The organism is Enterococcus sp. DIV1411a (assembly GCF_050531945.1).
Classification (GTDB): domain Bacteria; phylum Bacillota; class Bacilli; order Lactobacillales; family Enterococcaceae; genus Enterococcus_B; species Enterococcus_B faecium.
The window spans coordinates 2,291,907-2,312,500 of record NZ_CP172892.1 but is presented as its reverse complement, the minus strand read 5'-3'; the positions used below and the strand labels follow the sequence as shown (position 1 = coordinate 2,312,500).

At 38.6% G+C, this 20,594-nt stretch carries 15 protein-coding genes, 5 tRNA genes, 1 riboswitch and 1 other annotated feature (1 of these 22 only partly in view); of the genes, 15 read left to right on the top strand and 5 right to left on the bottom strand.

The features are described 5' to 3' along the window. The 8 genes from IGJ87_RS11180 to IGJ87_RS11145 all read left to right on the top strand — a co-directional run. Positions 1-25: transfer RNA gene (locus tag IGJ87_RS11180), tRNA-Asp, on the top strand; it begins 48 nt to the left of the window's first position. Positions 26-28: 3 nt separating this feature from the next. After that, a tRNA-Phe gene (locus IGJ87_RS11175) sits at positions 29-101 on the top strand. A 4-nt stretch (positions 102-105) separates the two neighbouring features. After that, positions 106-176, top strand: a tRNA-Gly gene (locus IGJ87_RS11170). Positions 177-188: 12 nt separating this feature from the next. Continuing rightward, positions 189-262: transfer RNA gene (locus IGJ87_RS11165), tRNA-Ile, on the top strand. Positions 263-273: 11 nt separating this feature from the next. After that, positions 274-345: transfer RNA gene (locus tag IGJ87_RS11160), tRNA-Glu, on the top strand. Between the two features lie 188 nt (positions 346-533). Beyond that, a riboswitch (SMK box riboswitch) is annotated at positions 534-613 on the top strand. After that, entirely contained in the window at positions 611-1,804 is a 1,194-nt protein-coding gene (metK, locus tag IGJ87_RS11155; protein ID WP_002289731.1) for a methionine adenosyltransferase, read from the top strand. (Overlaps the previous riboswitch by 3 nt.) Before the next feature lie 129 nt (positions 1,805-1,933). Further along, positions 1,934-3,406 (top strand): MDR family MFS transporter, encoded by a 1,473-nt coding sequence (locus IGJ87_RS11150; RefSeq protein ID WP_002328373.1) that lies wholly within the window; start codon positions 1,934-1,936, stop codon positions 3,404-3,406. Positions 3,407-3,488: 82 nt separating this feature from the next. Then, the gene (locus IGJ87_RS11145; RefSeq protein ID WP_002299077.1) at positions 3,489-4,277 is read left to right on the top strand and encodes an alpha/beta hydrolase; all 789 of its coding nucleotides are present in this window, start codon (positions 3,489-3,491) and stop codon (positions 4,275-4,277) included. A gap of 66 nt (positions 4,278-4,343) precedes the next feature. On the opposite strand, the gene IGJ87_RS11140 is transcribed toward IGJ87_RS11145, so the two are convergent. Next, positions 4,344-5,012: a TetR family transcriptional regulator gene (locus tag IGJ87_RS11140; protein WP_002328374.1), complete on the bottom strand. Its 669-nt coding sequence runs from the start codon at positions 5,010-5,012 to the stop codon at positions 4,344-4,346. A 114-nt stretch (positions 5,013-5,126) separates the two neighbouring features. Between IGJ87_RS11140 and IGJ87_RS11135 the strand changes: the two genes are divergently transcribed. After that, the gene (locus tag IGJ87_RS11135; RefSeq protein ID WP_002318389.1) at positions 5,127-6,839 is read left to right on the top strand and encodes an ABC transporter ATP-binding protein; all 1,713 of its coding nucleotides are present in this window, start codon (positions 5,127-5,129) and stop codon (positions 6,837-6,839) included. 2 nt (positions 6,840-6,841) lie between these two features. Continuing rightward, positions 6,842-8,611: an ABC transporter ATP-binding protein gene (locus IGJ87_RS11130; protein WP_002318388.1), complete on the top strand. Its 1,770-nt coding sequence runs from the start codon at positions 6,842-6,844 to the stop codon at positions 8,609-8,611. Between the two features lie 204 nt (positions 8,612-8,815). Here IGJ87_RS11130 and IGJ87_RS11125 read toward each other — a convergent pair whose 3' ends face one another. From IGJ87_RS11125 to IGJ87_RS11115, 3 genes are read right to left on the bottom strand one after another with little or no spacing between them, the layout of a single operon-like run. Then, the gene (locus IGJ87_RS11125; RefSeq protein ID WP_002285906.1) at positions 8,816-9,382 is read right to left on the bottom strand and encodes a class I SAM-dependent methyltransferase; all 567 of its coding nucleotides are present in this window, start codon (positions 9,380-9,382) and stop codon (positions 8,816-8,818) included. After that, on the bottom strand, positions 9,382-10,338 hold the full coding sequence (locus tag IGJ87_RS11120) for a TIGR01212 family radical SAM protein (protein WP_002285909.1): 957 nt from the start codon (positions 10,336-10,338) through the stop codon (positions 9,382-9,384). Before IGJ87_RS11120 ends, IGJ87_RS11125 begins: the two co-directional genes overlap by 1 nt. Beyond that, complete coding sequence (locus IGJ87_RS11115) at positions 10,338-10,994, bottom strand: phosphatase PAP2 family protein (RefSeq protein ID WP_002328376.1); 657 nt, start codon at positions 10,992-10,994, stop codon at positions 10,338-10,340. Before IGJ87_RS11115 ends, IGJ87_RS11120 begins: the two co-directional genes overlap by 1 nt. 369 nt (positions 10,995-11,363) lie before the next feature. On the opposite strand from IGJ87_RS11115, the gene IGJ87_RS11110 reads away from it, so the two are divergent. The 3 genes from IGJ87_RS11110 (at position 11,364) to IGJ87_RS11100 (ending at position 17,731) form a co-directional block, all read left to right on the top strand. Then, positions 11,364-13,382 carry a LysM peptidoglycan-binding domain-containing protein gene (locus IGJ87_RS11110; protein ID WP_002307949.1) on the top strand — a complete coding sequence of 673 codons (2,019 nt, stop codon included), beginning with the start codon at positions 11,364-11,366 and terminating at the stop codon, positions 13,380-13,382. Positions 13,383-13,451: 69 nt separating this feature from the next. Beyond that, positions 13,452-13,658: a binding site (T-box leader), on the top strand. A 150-nt stretch (positions 13,659-13,808) separates the two neighbouring features. Beyond that, positions 13,809-16,223 carry a leucine--tRNA ligase gene (leuS, locus tag IGJ87_RS11105; protein ID WP_002285916.1) on the top strand — a complete coding sequence of 805 codons (2,415 nt, stop codon included), beginning with the start codon at positions 13,809-13,811 and terminating at the stop codon, positions 16,221-16,223. Between the two features lie 395 nt (positions 16,224-16,618). Continuing rightward, positions 16,619-17,731: an FUSC family protein gene (locus tag IGJ87_RS11100; RefSeq protein ID WP_002321621.1), complete on the top strand. Its 1,113-nt coding sequence runs from the start codon at positions 16,619-16,621 to the stop codon at positions 17,729-17,731. A 77-nt stretch (positions 17,732-17,808) separates the two neighbouring features. Here IGJ87_RS11100 and IGJ87_RS11095 read toward each other — a convergent pair whose 3' ends face one another. After that, the gene (locus tag IGJ87_RS11095) at positions 17,809-18,102 is read right to left on the bottom strand and encodes an antibiotic biosynthesis monooxygenase family protein (RefSeq protein WP_002285944.1); all 294 of its coding nucleotides are present in this window, start codon (positions 18,100-18,102) and stop codon (positions 17,809-17,811) included. 167 nt (positions 18,103-18,269) lie between these two features. Between IGJ87_RS11095 and IGJ87_RS11090 the strand changes: the two genes are divergently transcribed. Both IGJ87_RS11090 and IGJ87_RS11085 read left to right on the top strand, forming a co-directional pair. Continuing rightward, entirely contained in the window at positions 18,270-18,584 is a 315-nt protein-coding gene (locus tag IGJ87_RS11090) for a PTS cellobiose transporter subunit IIB (RefSeq protein ID WP_002285948.1), read from the top strand. A 20-nt stretch (positions 18,585-18,604) separates the two neighbouring features. After that, entirely contained in the window at positions 18,605-20,584 is a 1,980-nt protein-coding gene (locus IGJ87_RS11085; RefSeq protein ID WP_002285949.1) for a BglG family transcription antiterminator, read from the top strand. The last annotated feature ends 10 nt before the right edge of the window (positions 20,585-20,594 follow it).

The following is a 20,594-nucleotide window of genomic DNA, read 5'->3' as shown; positions in this document are numbered from 1 at the left end:
GCGGGTTCGATTCCCGTCGGAACCGTTTGGCTCGGTAGCTCAGTTGGTAGAGCAATGGATTGAAGCTCCATGTGTCGGCAGTTCGATTCTGTCCCGCGCCATTATGCGGGTGTAGTTTAGTGGTAAAACCACAGCCTTCCAAGCTGTTGTCGCGAGTTCGATTCTCGTCACCCGCTTTTAGTTTTTATGGGCCTATAGCTCAGCTGGTTAGAGCGCACGCCTGATAAGCGTGAGGTCGATGGTTCGAGTCCATTTAGGCCCATTTATTTTATTGGCCCGTTGGTCAAGCGGTTAAGACACCGCCCTTTCACGGCGGTAACACGGGTTCGAATCCCGTACGGGTCATGGAAGATACTTTTTGAGTATCTTTTTCTTTTTATCTGAAAGAATGATTTTAAAAAGCTTAGCAGAGTTATCTTTATGGATGATTGTGCTAAGCTTTTTTGGACAGTTCTAATGTAAAATATTTTTATATTTTTTAAGCAAAAAAATGAAAAAATACGAGCAGAAAACTGTTTTATCTGCTATACTTGGTTCGTTGCAAGTTCCCGAAAGGATCCGCAGGACGGAGATGCCTTGTAACCGAATTTAACTAGGGGGAATCATTATAATGGTAGAAAGACACTTATTTACATCAGAATCTGTTTCTGAAGGACATCCAGATAAAATTGCTGACCAAATCAGTGATGCAATCTTGGATGCAATTTTAAAACAAGATCCAACAGCACGAGTAGCGTGTGAAACGTCTGTAACAACTGGTCTTGTTTTAGTATTTGGAGAAATATCTACGACGGCATATGTAGATATTCAAAAAGTCGTACGGGAAACAATAAAAGAAATTGGTTATACACGTGCAAAATTCGGATTTGATGGAGATACAGCAGCTGTATTGGTTGCGATTGATGAACAATCTCCTGATATTGCTCAAGGAGTTGATGAAGCACTTGAGATCCGGGATGAAGATAAAAAAGACGTATTAGATGAGATTGGTGCTGGCGACCAAGGTTTAATGTTTGGGTTTGCTGTAGATGAAACACCAGAATTGATGCCTTTACCAATTGCTTTGAGTCATCGTCTGGTACGCCGCTTGGCAGATTTGCGTAAATCAAATGAATTAACGTATTTACGTCCAGATGCAAAATCTCAAGTAACGGTTGAATATGATGATCAAGGACAACCTGAACGCGTAGATACAATCGTTATTTCAACACAGCATGATGATGCAGTAGATAATGAAACAATTCGTCATGATGTCATCGAAAAAGTAGTGAAGGAAGTTATTCCAGCTGAATTATTAGATGATCAAACGAAATATTATATCAATCCGACTGGCCGATTTGTCATTGGTGGTCCTCAAGGGGATGCCGGATTAACAGGAAGAAAAATCATTGTTGATACGTATGGCGGTTATGCTCGTCATGGTGGCGGTGCTTTTTCTGGTAAAGATGCGACAAAAGTTGACCGTTCTGCCAGCTATGCTGCACGTTATATTGCTAAAAACATTGTTGCAGCAGGGCTTGCTCGCAAAGCAGAAGTACAGCTAGCTTATGCGATTGGTGTTGCTCAACCTGTTTCGATCTCAATCAATACTTTCGGTACTGGAACGGTTCCGGAAGAAGAACTGATTGCTGCAGTGAGAGAAAACTTCGATCTTCGGCCAGCAGGAATCATCGAGATGCTTGATTTGCGTCGTCCGATTTACAAACAAACAGCTGCTTACGGTCATTTTGGTCGTACAGATGTAGATTTGCCTTGGGAACATACGGACAAAGTAGATGCGTTGAAAGCAAGTTTAGCAAAATAAGTTATATTCAGCTGGAACGATCGCCAAGTGGTGGTTGTTCCAGCTTTTTTTATGGCAGTTAACCTCTTGAAAAAGATAGTAATTATTTATCTATTTTTAGATCCTGTCATAATGAAAGGGAGGAATAAGATGAAAAAAGAAACAAATGTTACTTTGGTCACAGTGAGTATTTTCATTGCAACGTTCATGACGGCTATTGAAGGTACAATCGTAACAACCGCTATGCCAACGATTGTCGGTTCATTACATGGAATGGAAATCATGAACTGGGTATTTTCGATTTATTTACTGACAAACGCTATGCTTACTCCGATTTACGGAAAACTTGCGGATAAAGTGGGACGGAAACCAATCTTTATTTTTGGGACATTATTGTTTATTATCGGTTCGTTATTTTGCGGTTTATCTCAAAGCATGATTGGGTTGATTGCTGCTCGTGCGATTCAAGGGATGGGTGCTGGGGCAATGATGCCAGTAGCTTTGACGATCATCGGCGATCTTTATTCTATTGAAAAGCGAGCAAAAGTTTTAGGTTTGAATAGTTCAGCCTGGGGGATTGCCAGTGTTTTTGGACCGCTTGCGGGAGGATTCATCGTTGAAACGATCAGCTGGCACTGGATCTTTTTTATCAATGTGCCGATCGGTATTCTATTAATTATTTTGATTTGGCTATATTTAAATGAACCAAAAATCATACATGAGTCTAAACCAATGGATATTTTTGGTAGTTTTAGTTTGATGGCCATGCTTGTCTCATTGCTGTTAGGGTTCCAATTATTAGGAGACGAAGGAATGAGTCCGCTTGTTTCTGCTTTGCTGCTAGGTAGTATCGTAATGTTAGGTATTTTTATTTTTGCCGAAAAAAGAGCTAAAGATCCTGTCATCATGATGCATTTATTCAAAAATCCACTATTTGTTGTGGTCAACTTGGCTGCAGCATTGGCTAGTGGTTTTTTGATGGGAATCGATGTTTATATCCCTATGTGGATGCAAGGTGTATTAGGATTGAATGCAGCAATTGGTGGGTTGGTATTAGCACCATTATCACTAGTCTGGATGGTCGGTTCTTTCCTTGCAAGCAAGTGGATGACTCAAATGAAAACTCATTGGGTCTTGAGAATTGGACTACTAATCGCAGCTATTGGGGGCGCTTGGTTGTATCTTATGCCTTTCAGAAGTAACTATTTATGGTTTTTTGCTATATCAACGGTCATCGGTATAGGCTTAGGTGTGACCATGACTACTTCGACTGTCAGTGCACAAAATAGTGTATCTCGTGACCAGCTTGGTGTAGCAACTTCTTTTAATACGTTAGTTCGAACAATTGGTCAAACAGTCATGGTTTCTATTTTTGGTTTATTGATAAATGGGGTAACTAAACGAGAACTTGCAGCAGCAAATTTAACAAATGATGCAGATATCATGAATAAACTGGTGAATCCACAAACGGCTAAATATATTGATGCGGATATTTTGTTACCATTAAGAAAAATTCTTTATGATGGGCTACATTCCGTTTATCTAGTTGGCTTGTTACTCGTGATCATTGCTTTGGTCTTAACGCTTTTCGTTCATGAAAAAAGTGGTAAAATAAAACAGTAGTTTCGGTTAAGATATGTACGTAGCCGAATCATTCAAATTTAAAGTTATTCAAAAATAACTTCTTACTAAGGAAGGCGAAAATATGGCATTTATTCAAGCAAATATTTATTCGAATGTGTTAGAAATGGAAGTCAATCTAAATGTGATACTACCGCAAACAACAAAAAAGGTGATTGGCACCAGTTCAGAGCAAGAGACAACGGATATACCTGTTTTATATTTACTTCATGGAATGGGTGGCAATCATAGTGTATGGGAAAGACGTACGTCGATTGAACGTTATGTAGCAGACTACGGATTAGCTGTCATCATGCCATCTACTGATCTTGGCTGGTACACAGATACAGTTTATGACATGAAGTATTGGACATTCATTGCAGAAGAGCTACCTGAGATTTGTCATGAATTATTCCCGCAATTAACAAGAAAAAGAGAAAAAACATATGCCGCTGGATTATCGATGGGCGGATATGGCGCGTTAAAACTAGGCCTTGCAAAATCAGAAAATTTCGCAGCAGTAATCTCTCTTTCAGGCGCTGTTTCTGTAGGAAATCGAATGGATGATCTTTTGATGGTTCGTAAAGCAGCTTTTTGGGAAGGGATCTTTGGACCATTGGATCAAATCGAAGGTTCAAAAAATGATCCGCAATACTTATTGAAAGAACTAGTAAAAAGCGGAAAACCAGTTCCAAGATTTTATATGGCTTGTGGGGAATCTGATTTTCTTTATCAGGCAAATCAGGAAATGGTATCTGCTATGCAGGAACAAGGCTTGGCGGTCACCTTTGAACAAGGACCTGGCGATCATAACTGGATCTTCTGGGACCAATGGATTCAACGTGCATTGGCGTGGCTAATGGAAGAAAAATAAAAAAAGAGTCTTAAAAAGATAGCTCCTATAGAGATCACAAACATAGTGATCTCTATAGGAGCTTTTTTACTGCTCGTTTTCTCTTCTTTTATTTTGTTGGCATAAGCCTTCAATATAGGTTTGTGCACTCGTTAGAAAGAGTGCTTTTTCATTCAATTCTGCATGGGACTGCATATTTTCTTTAAATCCCTCTAATTGATTTTCAACTACATAATTACGCATAAATAGAACTGTTTCTTTCAAAAATTCATTTCCGTCCATAATTTTTTGTCGAAGCTGCTGTTCATGCTGCTGATCCATTAACTGTCCAATCAATAAATTGTGGAGAGAGGCAATGGCCTGATGACTTTGGGTGACTGAAAATCCTTCACGAACAAGTAATTGGATCATTTGCTCCAAATGTTCTAATCGACTCGGAAAAGCGGGCACAGTATTGATTTCTAATTCTGCCCCACAAGGGAAACGTGTATAAAGGTCATAGTAATTTTCCATATACTGCAGCAACTGTTCATTCCAAGGCAAAGTTGGATCTGGAAGCGCTAATTCTTCTTCCATTGTTTCAGCCATTTTTTGCAAGAGCTGTTGTTTGTTTTTGAAATACCAATATAAAGCAGGTGCTTGAACATGAATTCTGTTTGCGATGTTTCGCATGGAAAGCTGCGAAAGAGCTTGTGTTTCAGCCAGGATATCAAAGGCGGCCTGAATGATGATTGCTTGAGAAAGCTTTATTTCCATTTTATCAACCTCGTGTATTGCATTATCTTTTTAAACATGGTAAATTGTTAGTCGGTCTAATTTTACAGTGTTAAATTAGTCCTGTCAATTTAAACAAAGGGGTGTAATCAACGAATGAAATTAATCTTACGACATGCGAAAAAATATAAAGTAGCTGTTTTTATTTCCTTGCTGTCCGTAGCAGTCATGGTTGCAGCAGCATTATGGCAACCTAAGTTACTACAGCAAGTATTGGAAGCTATTATTACAGAAGATAATGATGAAATGAAAACAATTGGTATTTACCTGATCAGTCTGGCTTTGCTAGGATTAGCCGCAGGTGTAACGAACACGATTTTCTCTGCAAAAGTAGCTCAAGGCGTAAGTGCAGATATCCGAGAAGAAGCATTTCGAAAGATCCAGACATTTTCATTTGGAAATATCGAACAGTTCTCTGCTGGAAATCTTGTTGTTCGTCTAACAAATGATATCACGCAAATCCAAAATTTAGTGATGATTTCTTTGCAATCACTTTTTCGAATTCCATTCTTATTTATTGGTGCCTTCATTTTAGCTATGATCACGATGCCGCAATTATGGTGGATCATCGTAGCGCTTATCGTTACGGTATTTCTGATTACGGCACTTTCATTTACAAGGATGGGCAAGCACTTCATGATCATTCAAAAACTGATTGATCGTGTGAATAGCATTGCAAAAGAAAACTTACTAGGGATTCGTGTAGTGAAATCTTTTGTACAAGAAGAAAACCAATTGAAGTCATTCAGCAAAGTAAGTGAGGACTTAACAAAACACAACATCATAGTCGGTACATTATTTTCTGTGATGATCCCGTCCTTCATGCTGGCTGCCAATTTGGCTGTGGTTGGGGCGATCTTTTTTGTGAGCGATCTTGTTAAAGATGATCCTACGTTAATTGGTGGAATTGCTTCATTCATGAACTACTTGATGCAGATTATGATGGCAATCATTATTGGCGGAATGATGATGATGATGACTTCAAGAGCAGCCGTATCGCTGAAGCGGATTGCGGAAATTTTAGATGCTGAACCAGATCTTACTTATTTAGACGTTCCAGAACAAGAGTTGACGGGTTCTGTCACTTTTGACCATGTTTCTTTTCGTTATCCTGGTGAGGATACAGATACGCTTAAAGATATCAGCTTTTCTATCAAACCTGGAGAAATGGTTGGTATCGTCGGGGCGACTGGTGCTGGGAAGTCAACACTAGCACAATTGATCCCTCGTCTATTTGATCCGACAGAAGGCAAAGTTGAAGTAGGTGGTGTAGATCTTCGTCAAGTAAATGAAAAGAGTTTAAGACAAACGGTTTCCTTTGTTTTGCAAAAAGCAATTTTATTCTCAGGAACGATTGCTCAAAACTTGCGTCAAGGGAAAAAGAATGCAACAGAAAAAGAGATGGAACATGCTTCTTCTATTGCTCAAGCAAAAGAATTCATCGAAAAGTTATCTGATCGTTACGAAGCACCAGTAGAAGAACGTAGCAGTAACTTTTCTGGTGGTCAAAAGCAACGTTTATCCATTACTCGTGGCGTTATCGGTAATCCAAAGATCTTGATCCTAGATGACAGTACGAGTGCACTGGATGCTCGCTCTGAAAAGCTGGTCCGAGAAGCACTCGATCGAGATTTGAAGGGAACAACGACGATTGTCATCGCACAAAAAATTGCTTCTGTTGTCAAAGCAGACCGCATCTTAGTATTGGATGAAGGCAGATTAGTCGGCGAAGGAACCCATGAGGAATTGGTAGCTGGAAACCGTGTCTATCAGGAAATCTTTGAAACTCAAAAAGGAACGGAGGAGTAAGTATGACTGATCTAATAAAAGCAAGTAAATTTTTCTATCACTATTTGAAGCGGTACAAACTCTCCTTTTTCTTTATCTTTATCACAGTGATCATTGCTACCTATCTACAAGTAAAGGCACCTCAATACATCGGGGAAGCTTTTCAAGAATTAGCTAATTACGTAGGAGGCTTGATGCAAGGCGTAGACGATAAAAGCAAATTTGTTTCTGTAATATGGAAACTCTTGCTGTTTTATGTACTAGCTAGTGCAGCCAACTTTATCTATAGTATTTTGTTCACACAAGTAGTAGGGAAGTCAACGAACCGAATGCGTATCGGTCTATTCAACAAATTGGAAAAATTGACGATCCGTTTCTTTGATTCTCATCAAGACGGTGAAATTTTAAGTCGTTTTACCAGTGACTTAGATAATATTCAAAATAGTTTGAACCAAGCTTTGCTTCAAGTCATCACGAATGCTGTTTTACTTGTCGGGATCTTGATCATGATGTTCCGCCAAAATGTAGAGTTAGCTTGGGCTACAATTGCTTCCACTCCAGTAGCCGTTTTGATAGCTGTCTTGATTATCCGCAAAGCACGGAAATATGTGGATCTTCAGCAAGATGAAGTGGGGAAACTAAATGGTTATATGGATGAAAAAATCAGCGGACAACGTGTCATCATCACAAATGGCTTACAAGAAGAAACGATTGAAGGATTCTTAGAGCATAATCAAAGTGTTCGCGAAGCAACCTTCAAAGGACAAGCTTATTCTGGTCTACTATTTCCGATGATGCAAGGAATGTCACTGGTCAATACAGCGATAGTTATCTTTTTCGGCGGCTGGTTAGCATTAAATGGTGATTTGGAACGTTCGGTGGCATTAGGCTTAGTTGTGACATTCGTCCAGTATTCACAACAATATTACCAACCACTGATGCAGATTTCATCTGGATACAGCATGATCCAATTAGCGATTACAGGGGCAAGACGATTGAATGAAATGTTTGATGAAAAAGATGAAGTCAAACCAGAAAACGGTAAAGCATTTGATGGTGTTGAAAAAGGTCTTGCGTTGCAGCACGTAGATTTTGGTTATTCTCCAGAAAAACTAGTCTTGAAAGATGTCTCGATCAATGTGGACAAAGGAGAAATGGTTGCCCTTGTTGGTCCAACAGGATCGGGGAAAACGACGATCATGAATCTGCTAAACCGTTTTTACGATGTCAATGATGGTTCAGTAGTCATCGATGGAATAGATATCCGAGATTATGATCTTGATGCATTACGTAGACATGTAGGAATCGTTTTGCAAGAATCTGTATTGTTCTCCGGAACGATCAAAGACAATATCACATTCGGCAAACCGGACGCTTCAGATGAAGAAGTCATCAATGCAGCAAAACAAGCGAATATTCATGACTTCATCATGACGTTAGAAAAAGGTTATGATACAGAGATATCCGAAGAAAATAACTTATTCAGTACAGGTCAAAAGCAGTTGATCAGTATTGCTCGAACGATCATCACAAATCCATCTTTATTGATTTTGGATGAAGCAACAAGTAATGTAGACACGGTAACAGAAGCAAGGATCCAAAAAGCAATGGATGAAGCAATCAAAGGAAGAACCAGCTTTGTGATTGCTCACCGGCTGAAAACAATCTTGAATGCAGATAGAATCGTTGTCTTGCGTGATGGGGAAGTCATTGAAGAAGGCAGTCATCACGAGTTATTAGCAGAAAATGGATTTTATGCGGAACTTTATCATAATCAATTTGTATTTGAATAAAGAGGTTGTGAAAAAGCTGTCCTGCATCAAGTAATAAGAACAGCCAATCAAAAACAGCTTCTCATGTTTTTGATTTGGTTGGACTTATTACCGCAGATGCAAGCTTTTGAGCACCGTGAATAAAGAGGTTATGAAATCAACGCCTTAACCTGAGTATTAGAGAAAAAAACGCAAAACATATCATTTATGTTTTGCGTTTTTTATTTATCTTTTTTTCTCAATACAATATAAAATAGGCGGCTGGTTCTTTTGGTTGATAAACCGATAATTCAGCACATTATATGTTTCCTGTGGCAGTTTGGAACAAAAAGAATCAACCATATCCAGTTCTTTTTCTCCACCTTCATGACCATAGTAGACGACAAGGATCAATCGTCCGCGAGGCACAAGTCGTTTCAATATTTCTTCCATAGCTGTGCGTGTAGTCTCTGGCATAGTGATGATTGCTTTATCACTTTTTGGGAGATACCCTAGATTGAAAATCCCTGCTTTGAGATTTTGTTGTTCAGCTATCACTTCTCCTAACGTTTCGTGGCCTTGTAGAAACAATGAGACACGTTCTTCTAACTGACGCTGTTCTAGCCTTTCACGAGTAGCATCGATTGCTTGTTGCTGGATATCGAAACTATAGACATGACCAGTTTTTCCGATGTGTTCTGCTAGAAAAACCGTATCGTGGCCATTGCCCATCGTTGCATCTACGACGTGATCCCCTGGTTGCAAGATTTCTTGCAGTAATGTATGGCTGAAATGCAAAGCAGTTTGCAACATCAGACGCTCACCTTTTTCCGTACATCATATTTTCCTTGGAAGCTATCTCTGCGAAGAAGTTCTTCATCAATTGCATTCAAGACTTCCCATTTTTTCAAGCTCCACATTGGTCCAATCAAGGAATCCCACGGCGCATCCCCTGTCAAACGATGGATGATGATCTCTTTTGGTATCATTTCCAGCTGGTCGCAAATGACATTGACATAGTCAGGACGGCTCATTAATTGAAGGCGACCTTCATGATAGTCCCGCAACATTCTCGTTTTGCGCATCAGATGCATCAAATGGAGCTTGATTCCTTGGATATCTGAATCTAAAATGGTGCGTCTGACATTTTCTTTCATCATTTCTAAACTTTCGCCTGGTAATCCGTTGATCAAATGCGTACAAACACGGATATTATGTTTGCGTAATTTAGCCACGCCATCTAAATAAGTTTGATAATCATGTGCTCGGTTGATCAGTTTTGAAGTTTCTTCAAAAGTTGTTTGCAATCCAAGTTCTACCCATAAATACATCCGCTCGTTCAGTTCAGCAAGGTAATCAACTACTTCATCTGGCAGACAATCCGGTCGTGTACCGACTGATAATCCTACGACACCTGGTAAATTGACTACTTGCTCAAATCGTTCTTTGATTATTTCAACTGGCGCATGGGTGTTTGTAAAATTTTGGAAATAAACGATGTATTGTTGGACATGAGGCCATTTTTGATGCATCATGTCGATTTCTTTCTGGAATTGGATTGGAAGAGGGTCTTCAGGTGCAACGATCATGTCACCCGAACCAGATACACTGCAAAAAGTACATCCGCCATGGGCAACAGTCCCATCTCGATTCGGGCAGTCGAACCCTCCATCGATAGGCACCTTGAAAATTTTCCCGCCAAACTCATTTCGTAAAGCGTAATTCCAAGAATGATATCTTTTATTTCCTTCTGAATAAGGGAAAGTCATTAAAAGTCCTTCTTTCTGTAAGAGTTATCTATTTGTTTTCTTTTTTCTCTATACACTGGATAAGTCAGGCACAGCCAAGAAAGACTGAGTAAGTAGCCGCCGATGATATCAGTAGGAAAATGAACGCCCAGATAAATGCGGCTTATCCCGACACTTACTATAATAAACACCATCAGCAATTGAAGCAATGTGCGTAAGGTTCTTTTTTGAACAAAAACTGGAAGCAGAAATAGTAAAGAACCGTAAAGAATCATACTGCCTGCTGCATGTCCACTAGGGAAACTGTAACTTGTTTCAACTACTAAGTGCGCCAATGAAGGACGCTCTCGCATGAAAAATAGTTTGATCACCGGGTTGATGATTCCAGCAATTACAATAAATCCAGAAACGAACCAAAATGTTTCTGCCCTTTTTTTCTTATACCACATCCATAAAGCCGCACAAGCAAATAAAATGATGACGGTAAGAGGATTACCGAATTTAGTCATAAAGAGTTGGTAGCTGTTCAGATCAGGATAAGAAGCTCTGACAATGCCTGTAAACCACTGATCGAAACCAGAAAGCCACGACAGATGGAACTTTACGATCCAGCCCAAAATGAAAAACAGGACAAGAAAGAAGCTACCAGCCACCTGAAATGATGTTTTATATTTCATACAATTCCTCCTTTGAAGCAATGACTTATTATAGCATTTTTGGTCCAGCGAAAAAAACGGTAAAGAGATAAAACCAATGTATGATTCCTCTTTGAATAACCAATATTCTTATAAAAAAAATAACTGTAATCGGAAAGACATTTTTTGGTAATGCAAATGAAATGTTAGGGAAATAAAATCAGTGTTTTTCGAAATCCTTTTAAACAAGAACGTAGACGTAGGAAGAACTTGAAAATGAACAGAAGTTGTTCATTACGGTAAATTACAATATGATTACAAAAAACAACAAAGCTCTTAAATAACTTTTAATAAATATTAAGAGAAGTTATAATTATTAATAATAGATAAATTGAAGTTGGAGGATAGAAGATGGAAAACATTGCAAGAAAAGAACGGAGACGTTTAGAACAGACCAAACGTTTTCGAAAAGCAAAACGAGGGGCAGCAATCGTGGGTACTGCGATGGTAGGCTGTTCTGTCGCTGCCCCATTAGTACAGCCGGTTCCTGTTCAAGCGGATGAAACACCTGTTCAGTTCGGCGCAAGAATCAATACAGCGGCATTTATCACAGAAATTGCTACTTATGCTCAACCAATCGCTCAAGCCAACGATCTATATGCATCAGTGATGATCGCACAAGCAGTTGTAGAAAGCGGTTGGGGCAGTAGTGCGTTGTCTCAAGCACCTTATTATAATCTTTTTGGGATAAAAGGCAGCTATCAAGGACAAACCGTCTACATGGATACGCTTGAATTTTTAAATAATCAATGGGTAAATAAAAAGGAGCCTTTCCGACAATATCCTTCTTTTGCTGAATCTTTCAATGACAATGCCTATGTACTTAGAAATACTTCATTTGGCAACGGTTATTACTATGCCGGTACTTGGAAGAGCAACACGAAATCCTATACAGATGCGACAGCTTGTTTGACAGGGCGTTATGCGACTGATCCTGGTTACGCAGGCAAATTAAATAATATCATCGCAACTTACGGATTGACCCAATATGATACACCAGCTAGCGGAAACGCAGGCGGTGGAGCGACTACAGGTGGCAATAATACTGGAAGTACAGGTAGTACTGGCGGTTCAAGCAATTCTGGTAATACAAACTCAGGTTCAGCAACTTCGACCACTTATACTGTCCAATCTGGTGATTCTGTTTGGGGAATCTCAAATAAATTCGGTATCACAATGGATCAATTGATCCAATGGAACAACATCCAAAACAATTTCATTTATCCAGGACAAAAACTGACAATCAAAGGTAGCCAGGAAAATGGCTCTTCGACGAATAATTCCGGTAACAATACCAATTCTTCAGGAAATGCTGGTACATCAAACGGAGGACAAACAACTGGTGCGAAATACACTGTTCAATCTGGTGATTCTGTTTGGAAGATCTCAAATGATCACGGAATTACGATGGCTCAATTGATTGAATGGAACAATATCAAGAACAATTTCGTTTATCCAGGACAACAGCTAATCGTATCAAATGGCGGTTCTTCTAATGCTGGAGCAAATACTGGCTCAAATACTGGGAATACAAGTGGCTCTAGTTCGTCCAGCTCAAGTTCTTCTAATACAGCTTCAGGAACGAAATATACAGTTAAAGCCGGAGACTCTGTTTGGAGCGTCTCAAATAAATACGGAATTACGATGGCTCAGCTAATCCAATGGAACAATATCCAAAATAACTTTATCTACCCAGGACAACAACTGACTGTTTCAAACAGTGGATCAACAAACAGCACGTCAGGTAATACAGGTTCGTCAACCAATACAAATAACAGCAGTTCAGTTAATACTGGCAGCAGTTCGTCTCAAGGCACTTATACCGTGAAAGCAGGTGAATCTGTTTGGAGCGTGGCAAATAAAAACGGCATCACGATGGATCAGTTAATCGAATGGAATAATATCAAAAACAACTTCATTTATCCAGGACAGCAATTGATCGTTAAAGGTGGAACTTCGGCAAATACAAATACAGGTTCAACTACTTCTGCAGCGAAACCAAATACACCGAATACGTCTGCTACGACAAGTACATCATCCACTGGTAATACGATGTATACCGTGAAAGCGGGCGAGTCAGTTTGGAGCGTAGCGAACAAACATCATATCACGATGGATCAGTTAATCGAATGGAATAATATCAAAAATAATTTCATCTATCCAGGACAGCAAGTGATTGTGAAGAAAGGTTCATCTCAATCAACAAACCAACAATCAGTTACTGGTTCGAAAACCTATACTGTGAAATCTGGAGAATCTGTTTGGAGTGTTGCTGACAGTCATGGAATTACAATGGCTCAACTAATCGAATGGAACAATATTAAGAACAACTTTATTTATCCAGGTCAAACGTTGATTGTAGCTAAATAAAATAGCTGTTCGAAGAAATAACGATTGAATTCCACAAAAATATTTGTTACTATAAGGCTACTTAAATATGACAACACTTGAAAAGGAAGTAGTAAAAAGACTGAAGTTTCAGAGAGCGCATGGCTGGTGAGAATGTGCACGGATGCTTTTGAACTCGCCTTTGAGTTGCCCTTGCTGAATACCCGAGTAAGCAAGTGGCGGTGACGGCCGTTACAACGTTCGAGGCCTTTTCACTAAGGTAAAATTAGGTGGTACCGCGTAGATTACGTCCTATAAAAAGAGCAATCTTTTTATAGGATTTTTTTATTTCTTTTGTGAAGTTTGAGAAAACAAAGCAAAAGGAAATAAAAATAAACAGATTCTGCCGGTTTTTTCGTTATATTTATAATAGAAACAAGTGTTTTCAATAGAACAGGAGGACAGCAAATGAGTTACAATCATAAAGAAATTGAGAAAAAATGGCAAAAATACTGGGCAAAAACGAATACTTTCAACACCCATGATGATCCTGAAAAGCCAAAATTTTACGCACTGGATATGTTTCCCTATCCATCCGGTCAAGGGCTACATGTAGGGCATCCTGAAGGTTATACGGCAACGGATATCCTTTCACGTGTGAAAAGAAGTCAAGGATACAACGTACTGCATCCAATGGGGTGGGATGCATTCGGTCTGCCTGCTGAACAATATGCGCTAGATACAGGAAACGATCCGGCTGAGTTTACCCAAAAAAATATCGAAACATTCCGACGCCAAATCAATTCTTTAGGATTTAGTTATGACTGGAATCGCGAAGTGAATACAACTGATCCGGAGTATTATAAATGGACACAATGGATCTTTACGAAGCTTTATGAAAAAGGTCTAGCTTATGAAGCAGAAGTAGCGGTAAACTGGGTACCTGAATTAGGAACAGTTATTTCAAATGAAGAAGTGATCGATGGGAAAAGTGAACGTGGTGGCTATGATGTAGTCAGAAAACCAATGCGCCAATGGATGCTGAAAATCACTGCTTATGCTGATCGCTTATTGGATGATCTAGAATTAGTTGATTGGCCAGAAAGCATTAAAGAAATGCAAAGAAATTGGATCGGTCGTTCAGTAGGAGCAAATATTGAATTTAAAGTGGCTGGTACGGATAAATCCTATACCGTATTTACGACACGACCAGATACTCTATTCGGTGCAACTTACTCGGTTCTTGCACCTGAACTAGATCTTGTTAGAGAAATTACGACCCCTGAACAAAAAGCTGCTGTAGAAGCTTATATCGAAGAGACAGCTAAAAAATCAGATCTAAAGAGAACGGATCTTGCAAAAGAAAAAACAGGAGTATTTACTGGTGCTTATGCAATCAATCCAGTTAATGGCAAGGAAATCCCAATCTGGATCGCCGATTATGTATTATCTTCATACGGCACAGGAGCCATCATGGCTGTTCCAGCACATGATGAACGTGACTTTGAATTCGCTCAAACTTTCGGACTAGAAATTCTTCCAGTTATCGAAGGTGGAGATGTTGAAAAAGCTGCTTACACAGAAGATGGTACGCACATCAACTCTGAATTTCTAGACGGCATGAACAAACAAGAAGCAATCGATAAAATGAATGAATGGCTAGAAGAAAATGGCGTAGGGAAAAAAGAAGTCAGCTATCGCTTACGTGACTGGCTATTCTCCCGTCAACGTTACTGGGGTGAACCAATCCCAATCATCCATTGGGAGGACGGAACAGTCACAGCTGTCCCAGAAGAAGAGCTACCATTACGGTTGCCTAAGACAAAAAACATCAAGCCAAGCGGTACTGGAGAATCTCCATTAGCAAATATCGAGGAGTGGGTCAATGTCGTTGATCCTGTAACAGGTAAAAAAGGCCGTCGCGAAACGAATACAATGCCACAATGGGCAGGAAGCTCATGGTATTACCTGCGTTATATCGACCCTCATAACAAAAAAGAACTAGCAGATTATGAAAAGTTGAAGCGTTGGCTACCAGTTGACATCTACATTGGTGGAGCAGAACATGCGGTACTTCATTTACTATATGCACGATTCTGGCATAAATTCTTATACGATATCGGTGTTGTTCCTACAAAAGAACCATTCCAAAAACTATACAATCAAGGAATGATCTTAGGCGAAAACAACGAAAAAATGTCAAAATCTCGTGGTAATGTAGTCAATCCTGATGATGTGGTCGAAACTTACGGTGCAGATACACTGCGCATGTACGAAATGTTCATGGGGCCATTAGATGCTTCGATTGCTTGGAGCGAAAATGGCTTAGAAGGAAGCCGTAAATTCTTGGATCGTGTATGGCGTTTGATCGTTGATGAGAACAATAAAATGCGTGACCGTATCACTACATTGAATGATGGCAAGCTTGATAAAGTGTATCATCAAACAGTGAAAAAAGTGACAGAAGACTATGAAAATCTTCATTTCAATACAGCAATCTCCCAATTGATGGTCTTTATCAATGAAGCCTATAAAGTGGACGCTCTGCCTTATGAATATATCGAAGGATTTGTTCAACTACTCGCACCGATTGCTCCTCACATGGGTGAAGAACTATGGGCAATCCTTGGAAATGATGGTGGTATTTCTTACGCACCATGGCCAACATACGATGAAGCAGCACTTGTTGAAGACGAAGTAGAAGTTGTTTTCCAAGTAAACGGTAAAGTTCGTGCGAAAAGCAATGTTCCCCGAGACTTAGGAAAAGATGAGCTAGAAAAAGCAGCATTAGCCAATGAAATAGTGCAAGAATATATTGAAGGCAAAACAGTCAGAAAAGTTATTGCGGTACCAAACAAGTTAGTCAATATCGTTGCTAATTAATTGGCTCTTTGTCAATAAGGACTGATGAGTTGTGCAAAATCAAATCTGGGCCAGAATGAACTTCATTCTGTCTCAGATTTTTTGTTATTTCAAATTGATTAATTGATTGATCAAAAAGGTTTTGATTTTCATGTTCTCAAACACGATCAATGTTTTTTTCTTCTGTAAGGTTTCGTAAGAGACCTCTGTAATCATCAAATTTTTGTCTATTGATCTCAGAATTTTTTTGATAGAACCATTCATAAAGCATATCGTTCTCTCAGTTGTTTATTTTGTGGTGATTTAATCATACAAGAAAACGATATGTTTTTTTATAAAAACATGAATAGGAAAAATAGTTGACAAGAAAATGACAACGCCATATGATGTTCCATAGTATTTACAACCTGTCATAGATGACTGTAAAAAATAAAAGTAAAAAGAAAGGACGACAACAGGTGGATTTTTATCAGTCTCTACAACTAGATCCGTTTATTTTAAAACAAAAAATACGAGAAGCAGCTTCTAAAAAAGAAAAGTGCATGTATATTTGTTCATTGTTTTTACGATCATTATTCATCGTATTGTTTGCCATTTGTTTTATCATTATAATTACAACATTATTTGAATCGAAGCATAAACCATACGCTGTGGTTTTATTCTGTATGTTGATGAGTATTCGTTTTGTTGACTTTGGTTATAAGATTTCCCATTCGATCATAGGTTTAGCAATCGTCATGTTCTCACTATTAGTAGCACCGTATGTCCAGCTGATCAAATGGTCAGTTATGGGCATGTTGATTCATTTTATTTTACTAAGCAGCATATTAATGGCAACCGCTAGTGATCCCAAAATGGGGAATGCTTCTTTGTACGGCTTTTCATATCTCTTTATTGTTTATTCGTTACCTAAAGATTCGTTGAACAAGAATTTCTTTACACAAACAAGTAGCTTATTATTTTTGTTTTTTTGTTGGTTTTCAGTTCTCCTTTACAGAAAACATCGAGAAAAGAACAAAGACAAAAGCTTGTTTAAAGAGATTTTTTTGAAAGGCATGTATTCGCAGGAAAAAATTTGGATGCTCATCTATGCATTTGGCATTAGTCTTTTGATCGTTGCAGGAGAGTATGTCCCTTTTCAGCGATTGATGTGGGCAGGGTTTGCATTTTCTTCTATTGTATCTAGCTATGGATTGATGTCGATTGGTTTCAAAGAACGAGCAGTAGACCGAATCATTGGCTCATTGATTGGATGTGTTTTATTTATTGGTATCAGCCAATTTATTCCTTTTAACTGGGTCGGTATATTAGGTGGTCTAGCTTTAGGTGTTTGTTCTACCTATAGATATAAAACAGTTTTTAATTCTTTTGGTGCTTTGGCAATCACTGCCAGTTTATTCGGGGTTCCAGGAGCAGTAACGATCCGCATTTTTGAGAATATCCTTGGGGTATGTTTAGGAATCATGTATATTGGGGTGACTGAAATACTTATCCGAAAAATAAGAGAAAAACACGGTTTGAATCATTAGATGAGATCGAATAAAAAATAAGGAAAAAGTGAAGATACACATGGATGATAAATTGCTATCATTCCATGTGTATCTTTTTACGGTAAATCAGTGAAACGTTCGACTTTCATTTTTAATTTATACTTTTTACGGAGTTCGTTTATTTGAGCCATCATTTCGGATTTGTGATGCTTTTCGATTGCTTCTTCATCTTTCCAACGGTCGATCAGTAAAAGAGATTCTGGATCTTCTAGTGGAAAGTAATAGTCATATTTCTCGTTTCCTTCTTCTGCACGAATCGCTTTGACAATGTTTCTTTCGACCATTTCTTCTGCAAATTTTCTGGCTTGTCCATTTGTACTTGTATACAAAATATTCACTGTGATACTCACTAAATCCCCTCCTGAAAAAATTCTATCACTAGTATATCACGGTGCCAGAAATTATTATTCAAGATATGATACACATTTTTTCCGCAATGCTACGGAAATATATATTTTGAATAGAAAACGCTTACAAGATATGCTTGTTTTATAAAAATAAAAGGAGTGATTGATTTATGAAAAAAGCATTGATTATTTGTGCGGCAGGAATGTCATCCTCGATGATGGCCTCAAAGACAACGGATTTCTTTAAGCAAAAAAGAGAAGAGGTACTCGTAGATGCAGTTTCAGCTACAGAAGGCGATAATATGATTAAGAATAGTGATTTTGATTTATTTCTGATCAGCCCGCAAACGACGATGTTTTTGGATAAATTCAAAAAATTAGGAGAATCTGTTGGAAAGCCTGTTGTTAGTATCCCTTTCCAAGCGTATGTCCCAATCCCTACAGGCATCCAGAAGTTAGCAGAGGTGATCGAAGAGAACATATGATGGAATAGGAGTGGATGATAATGAAACAGAAGGAAAAATTGCTGTTGAGATATTTGATTGATCACAAGAAGGAGTATGTCACCAGTCAACGTTTAGCTTCTGAATTGTTATTATCTGATCGGACAATCCGTAATTACTTGCAGCGGATCAAAGAGTTAGTAGAAAAAAACGGAGGTAAGATCATTGCTAAACCAGGTTATGGCTACCAACTGCATATTTTACAAAGACTGACATTTGACTTGTTTTTGAGTCGGCAAGAAATAGTACCTGGATATGCTAGAGAACCGCAAGGATTTTATGAGTCCGAAGATCGACAAAAGTATATATTGAACCAATTGCTTTTGGAAGATGCCATTCTTTTTATGGATGATTTGGCAGAAGAGCTTTATATCAGTCGTTCCAGTTTGACAAAGGACATGCAAGAAATCAAGGAGCGATTGATTCCATATTCACTAAAAATCGTTTCTAAGCATGGTCAAGGGACATGGATCGAAGGGGAAGAAAGAAATCGACGGCATTTTATCATGGATACTTTTTTTGGAAACCATTATGGAAATTCATTGAAAGAATATTTAGGGCAAAGCCGTTTTTTCCCAGACATCAGTTTTGAAGAGCTAGTCATTATCATTCTCGATGAAACAAGAGAAGCTAAGTTAAAAGTTTCGGATTTTATCATACAGAATCTGACTTTACACTTGGCTTTGGGGATCAAACGGCTCCGAGAAGGGTTTGAAATCAAGGAATTAGGCATCGAACAAGAAGTTTCTAAGCGAGTAGAGTATCAAGTGGCGCAGCGGATCGTTCAACGTATTGAGGTAATCGCAGGTGTATCGTTTCCCGAAGAAGAAATTGCTTATTTGACATTACATCTCATGGCTAAGTCGAATCACAAAGAAAATCAAAATGATCAGGAACTATCAAAGGAATTAGCGAAAGTTCTGAAAAGATTGTCTCAGGAATTTCATTTTTCATTAGTAGAGGATCTCCAGCTTTTCAATGGACTACTCGATCATTTGTCACCGATGATGATTCGATTGAGCCGAGGTATTCGCATTGAGAACCCATTGACTGAGGAGATAAAGAAAGAAAATCCCAAAGTCTTTGACGCAGTAAAAAGGCATTTCAGCAACATGCCGGCTTTGAAAAACTATACCATCAATGAAGATGAATGGGCCTATTTGGCTTTGCATCTCATGGCGGCATTGGAAAAAGAAAGAGCTGCGCATAAACTACATGCATTGATTATCTGTGCAACGGGTTACGGCAGTGCCCAACTATTAAAGAATCGCGTAGTCAGTGAATTCGGTAAAAATATTACAGTGGTAAGTGTAAAAGGCTATTATGAGATCAATGAAACAACTTTAAAAGGAATCGACCTGATTATTTCTTCTATTGATCTTTCGACAATGTTTTTCAAAATTCCAGTTTTACATGTCAGTATTTTTTTGAATGAAGATGATGTTCGTAAAATACGAAAGGTAGTTGGAGAATCTATACCCTATCATTCCTCAGATAGACCGATACCAGCATTTTCTCTACAGCAAAAAAAGCAGATTTACACCGAACAGTTGTCTGAAAAATTTTTCAAGACTTATACGTACGAACCGAAAAAGGAAGAAATTCTTCATGATTTGCTGCAAAAGCTGAGCATAAATGAAGAAGAAGGATATATAAGAGAAATGCGAAAGCAGATCCAGCAACGTGAAAATATGGGACAAATCATATTCAGTGATACAGTGGCAGTCCCACATCCCGCTGTTCCAGTTGGAATCGAAACAAAGGTAGCCGTTGCATTGATTCCTTCTGGGATGCAGTGGGATCAATATCAAGAAATTCATTTTGTTTTTTTAGTTTCGCCTTCTTATGTCGAAAATGAAGGAATTACGGTCGTGACTAAAGCAATCGTTAGGTTAGTTGACCAGCTAAAAGTACAGCAGGAAATCTTAGCTGAACCTATTTTTGAGAATTTCAGCAGTAAATTTATCAAACTGATCGAATAAGGAGGAAAAC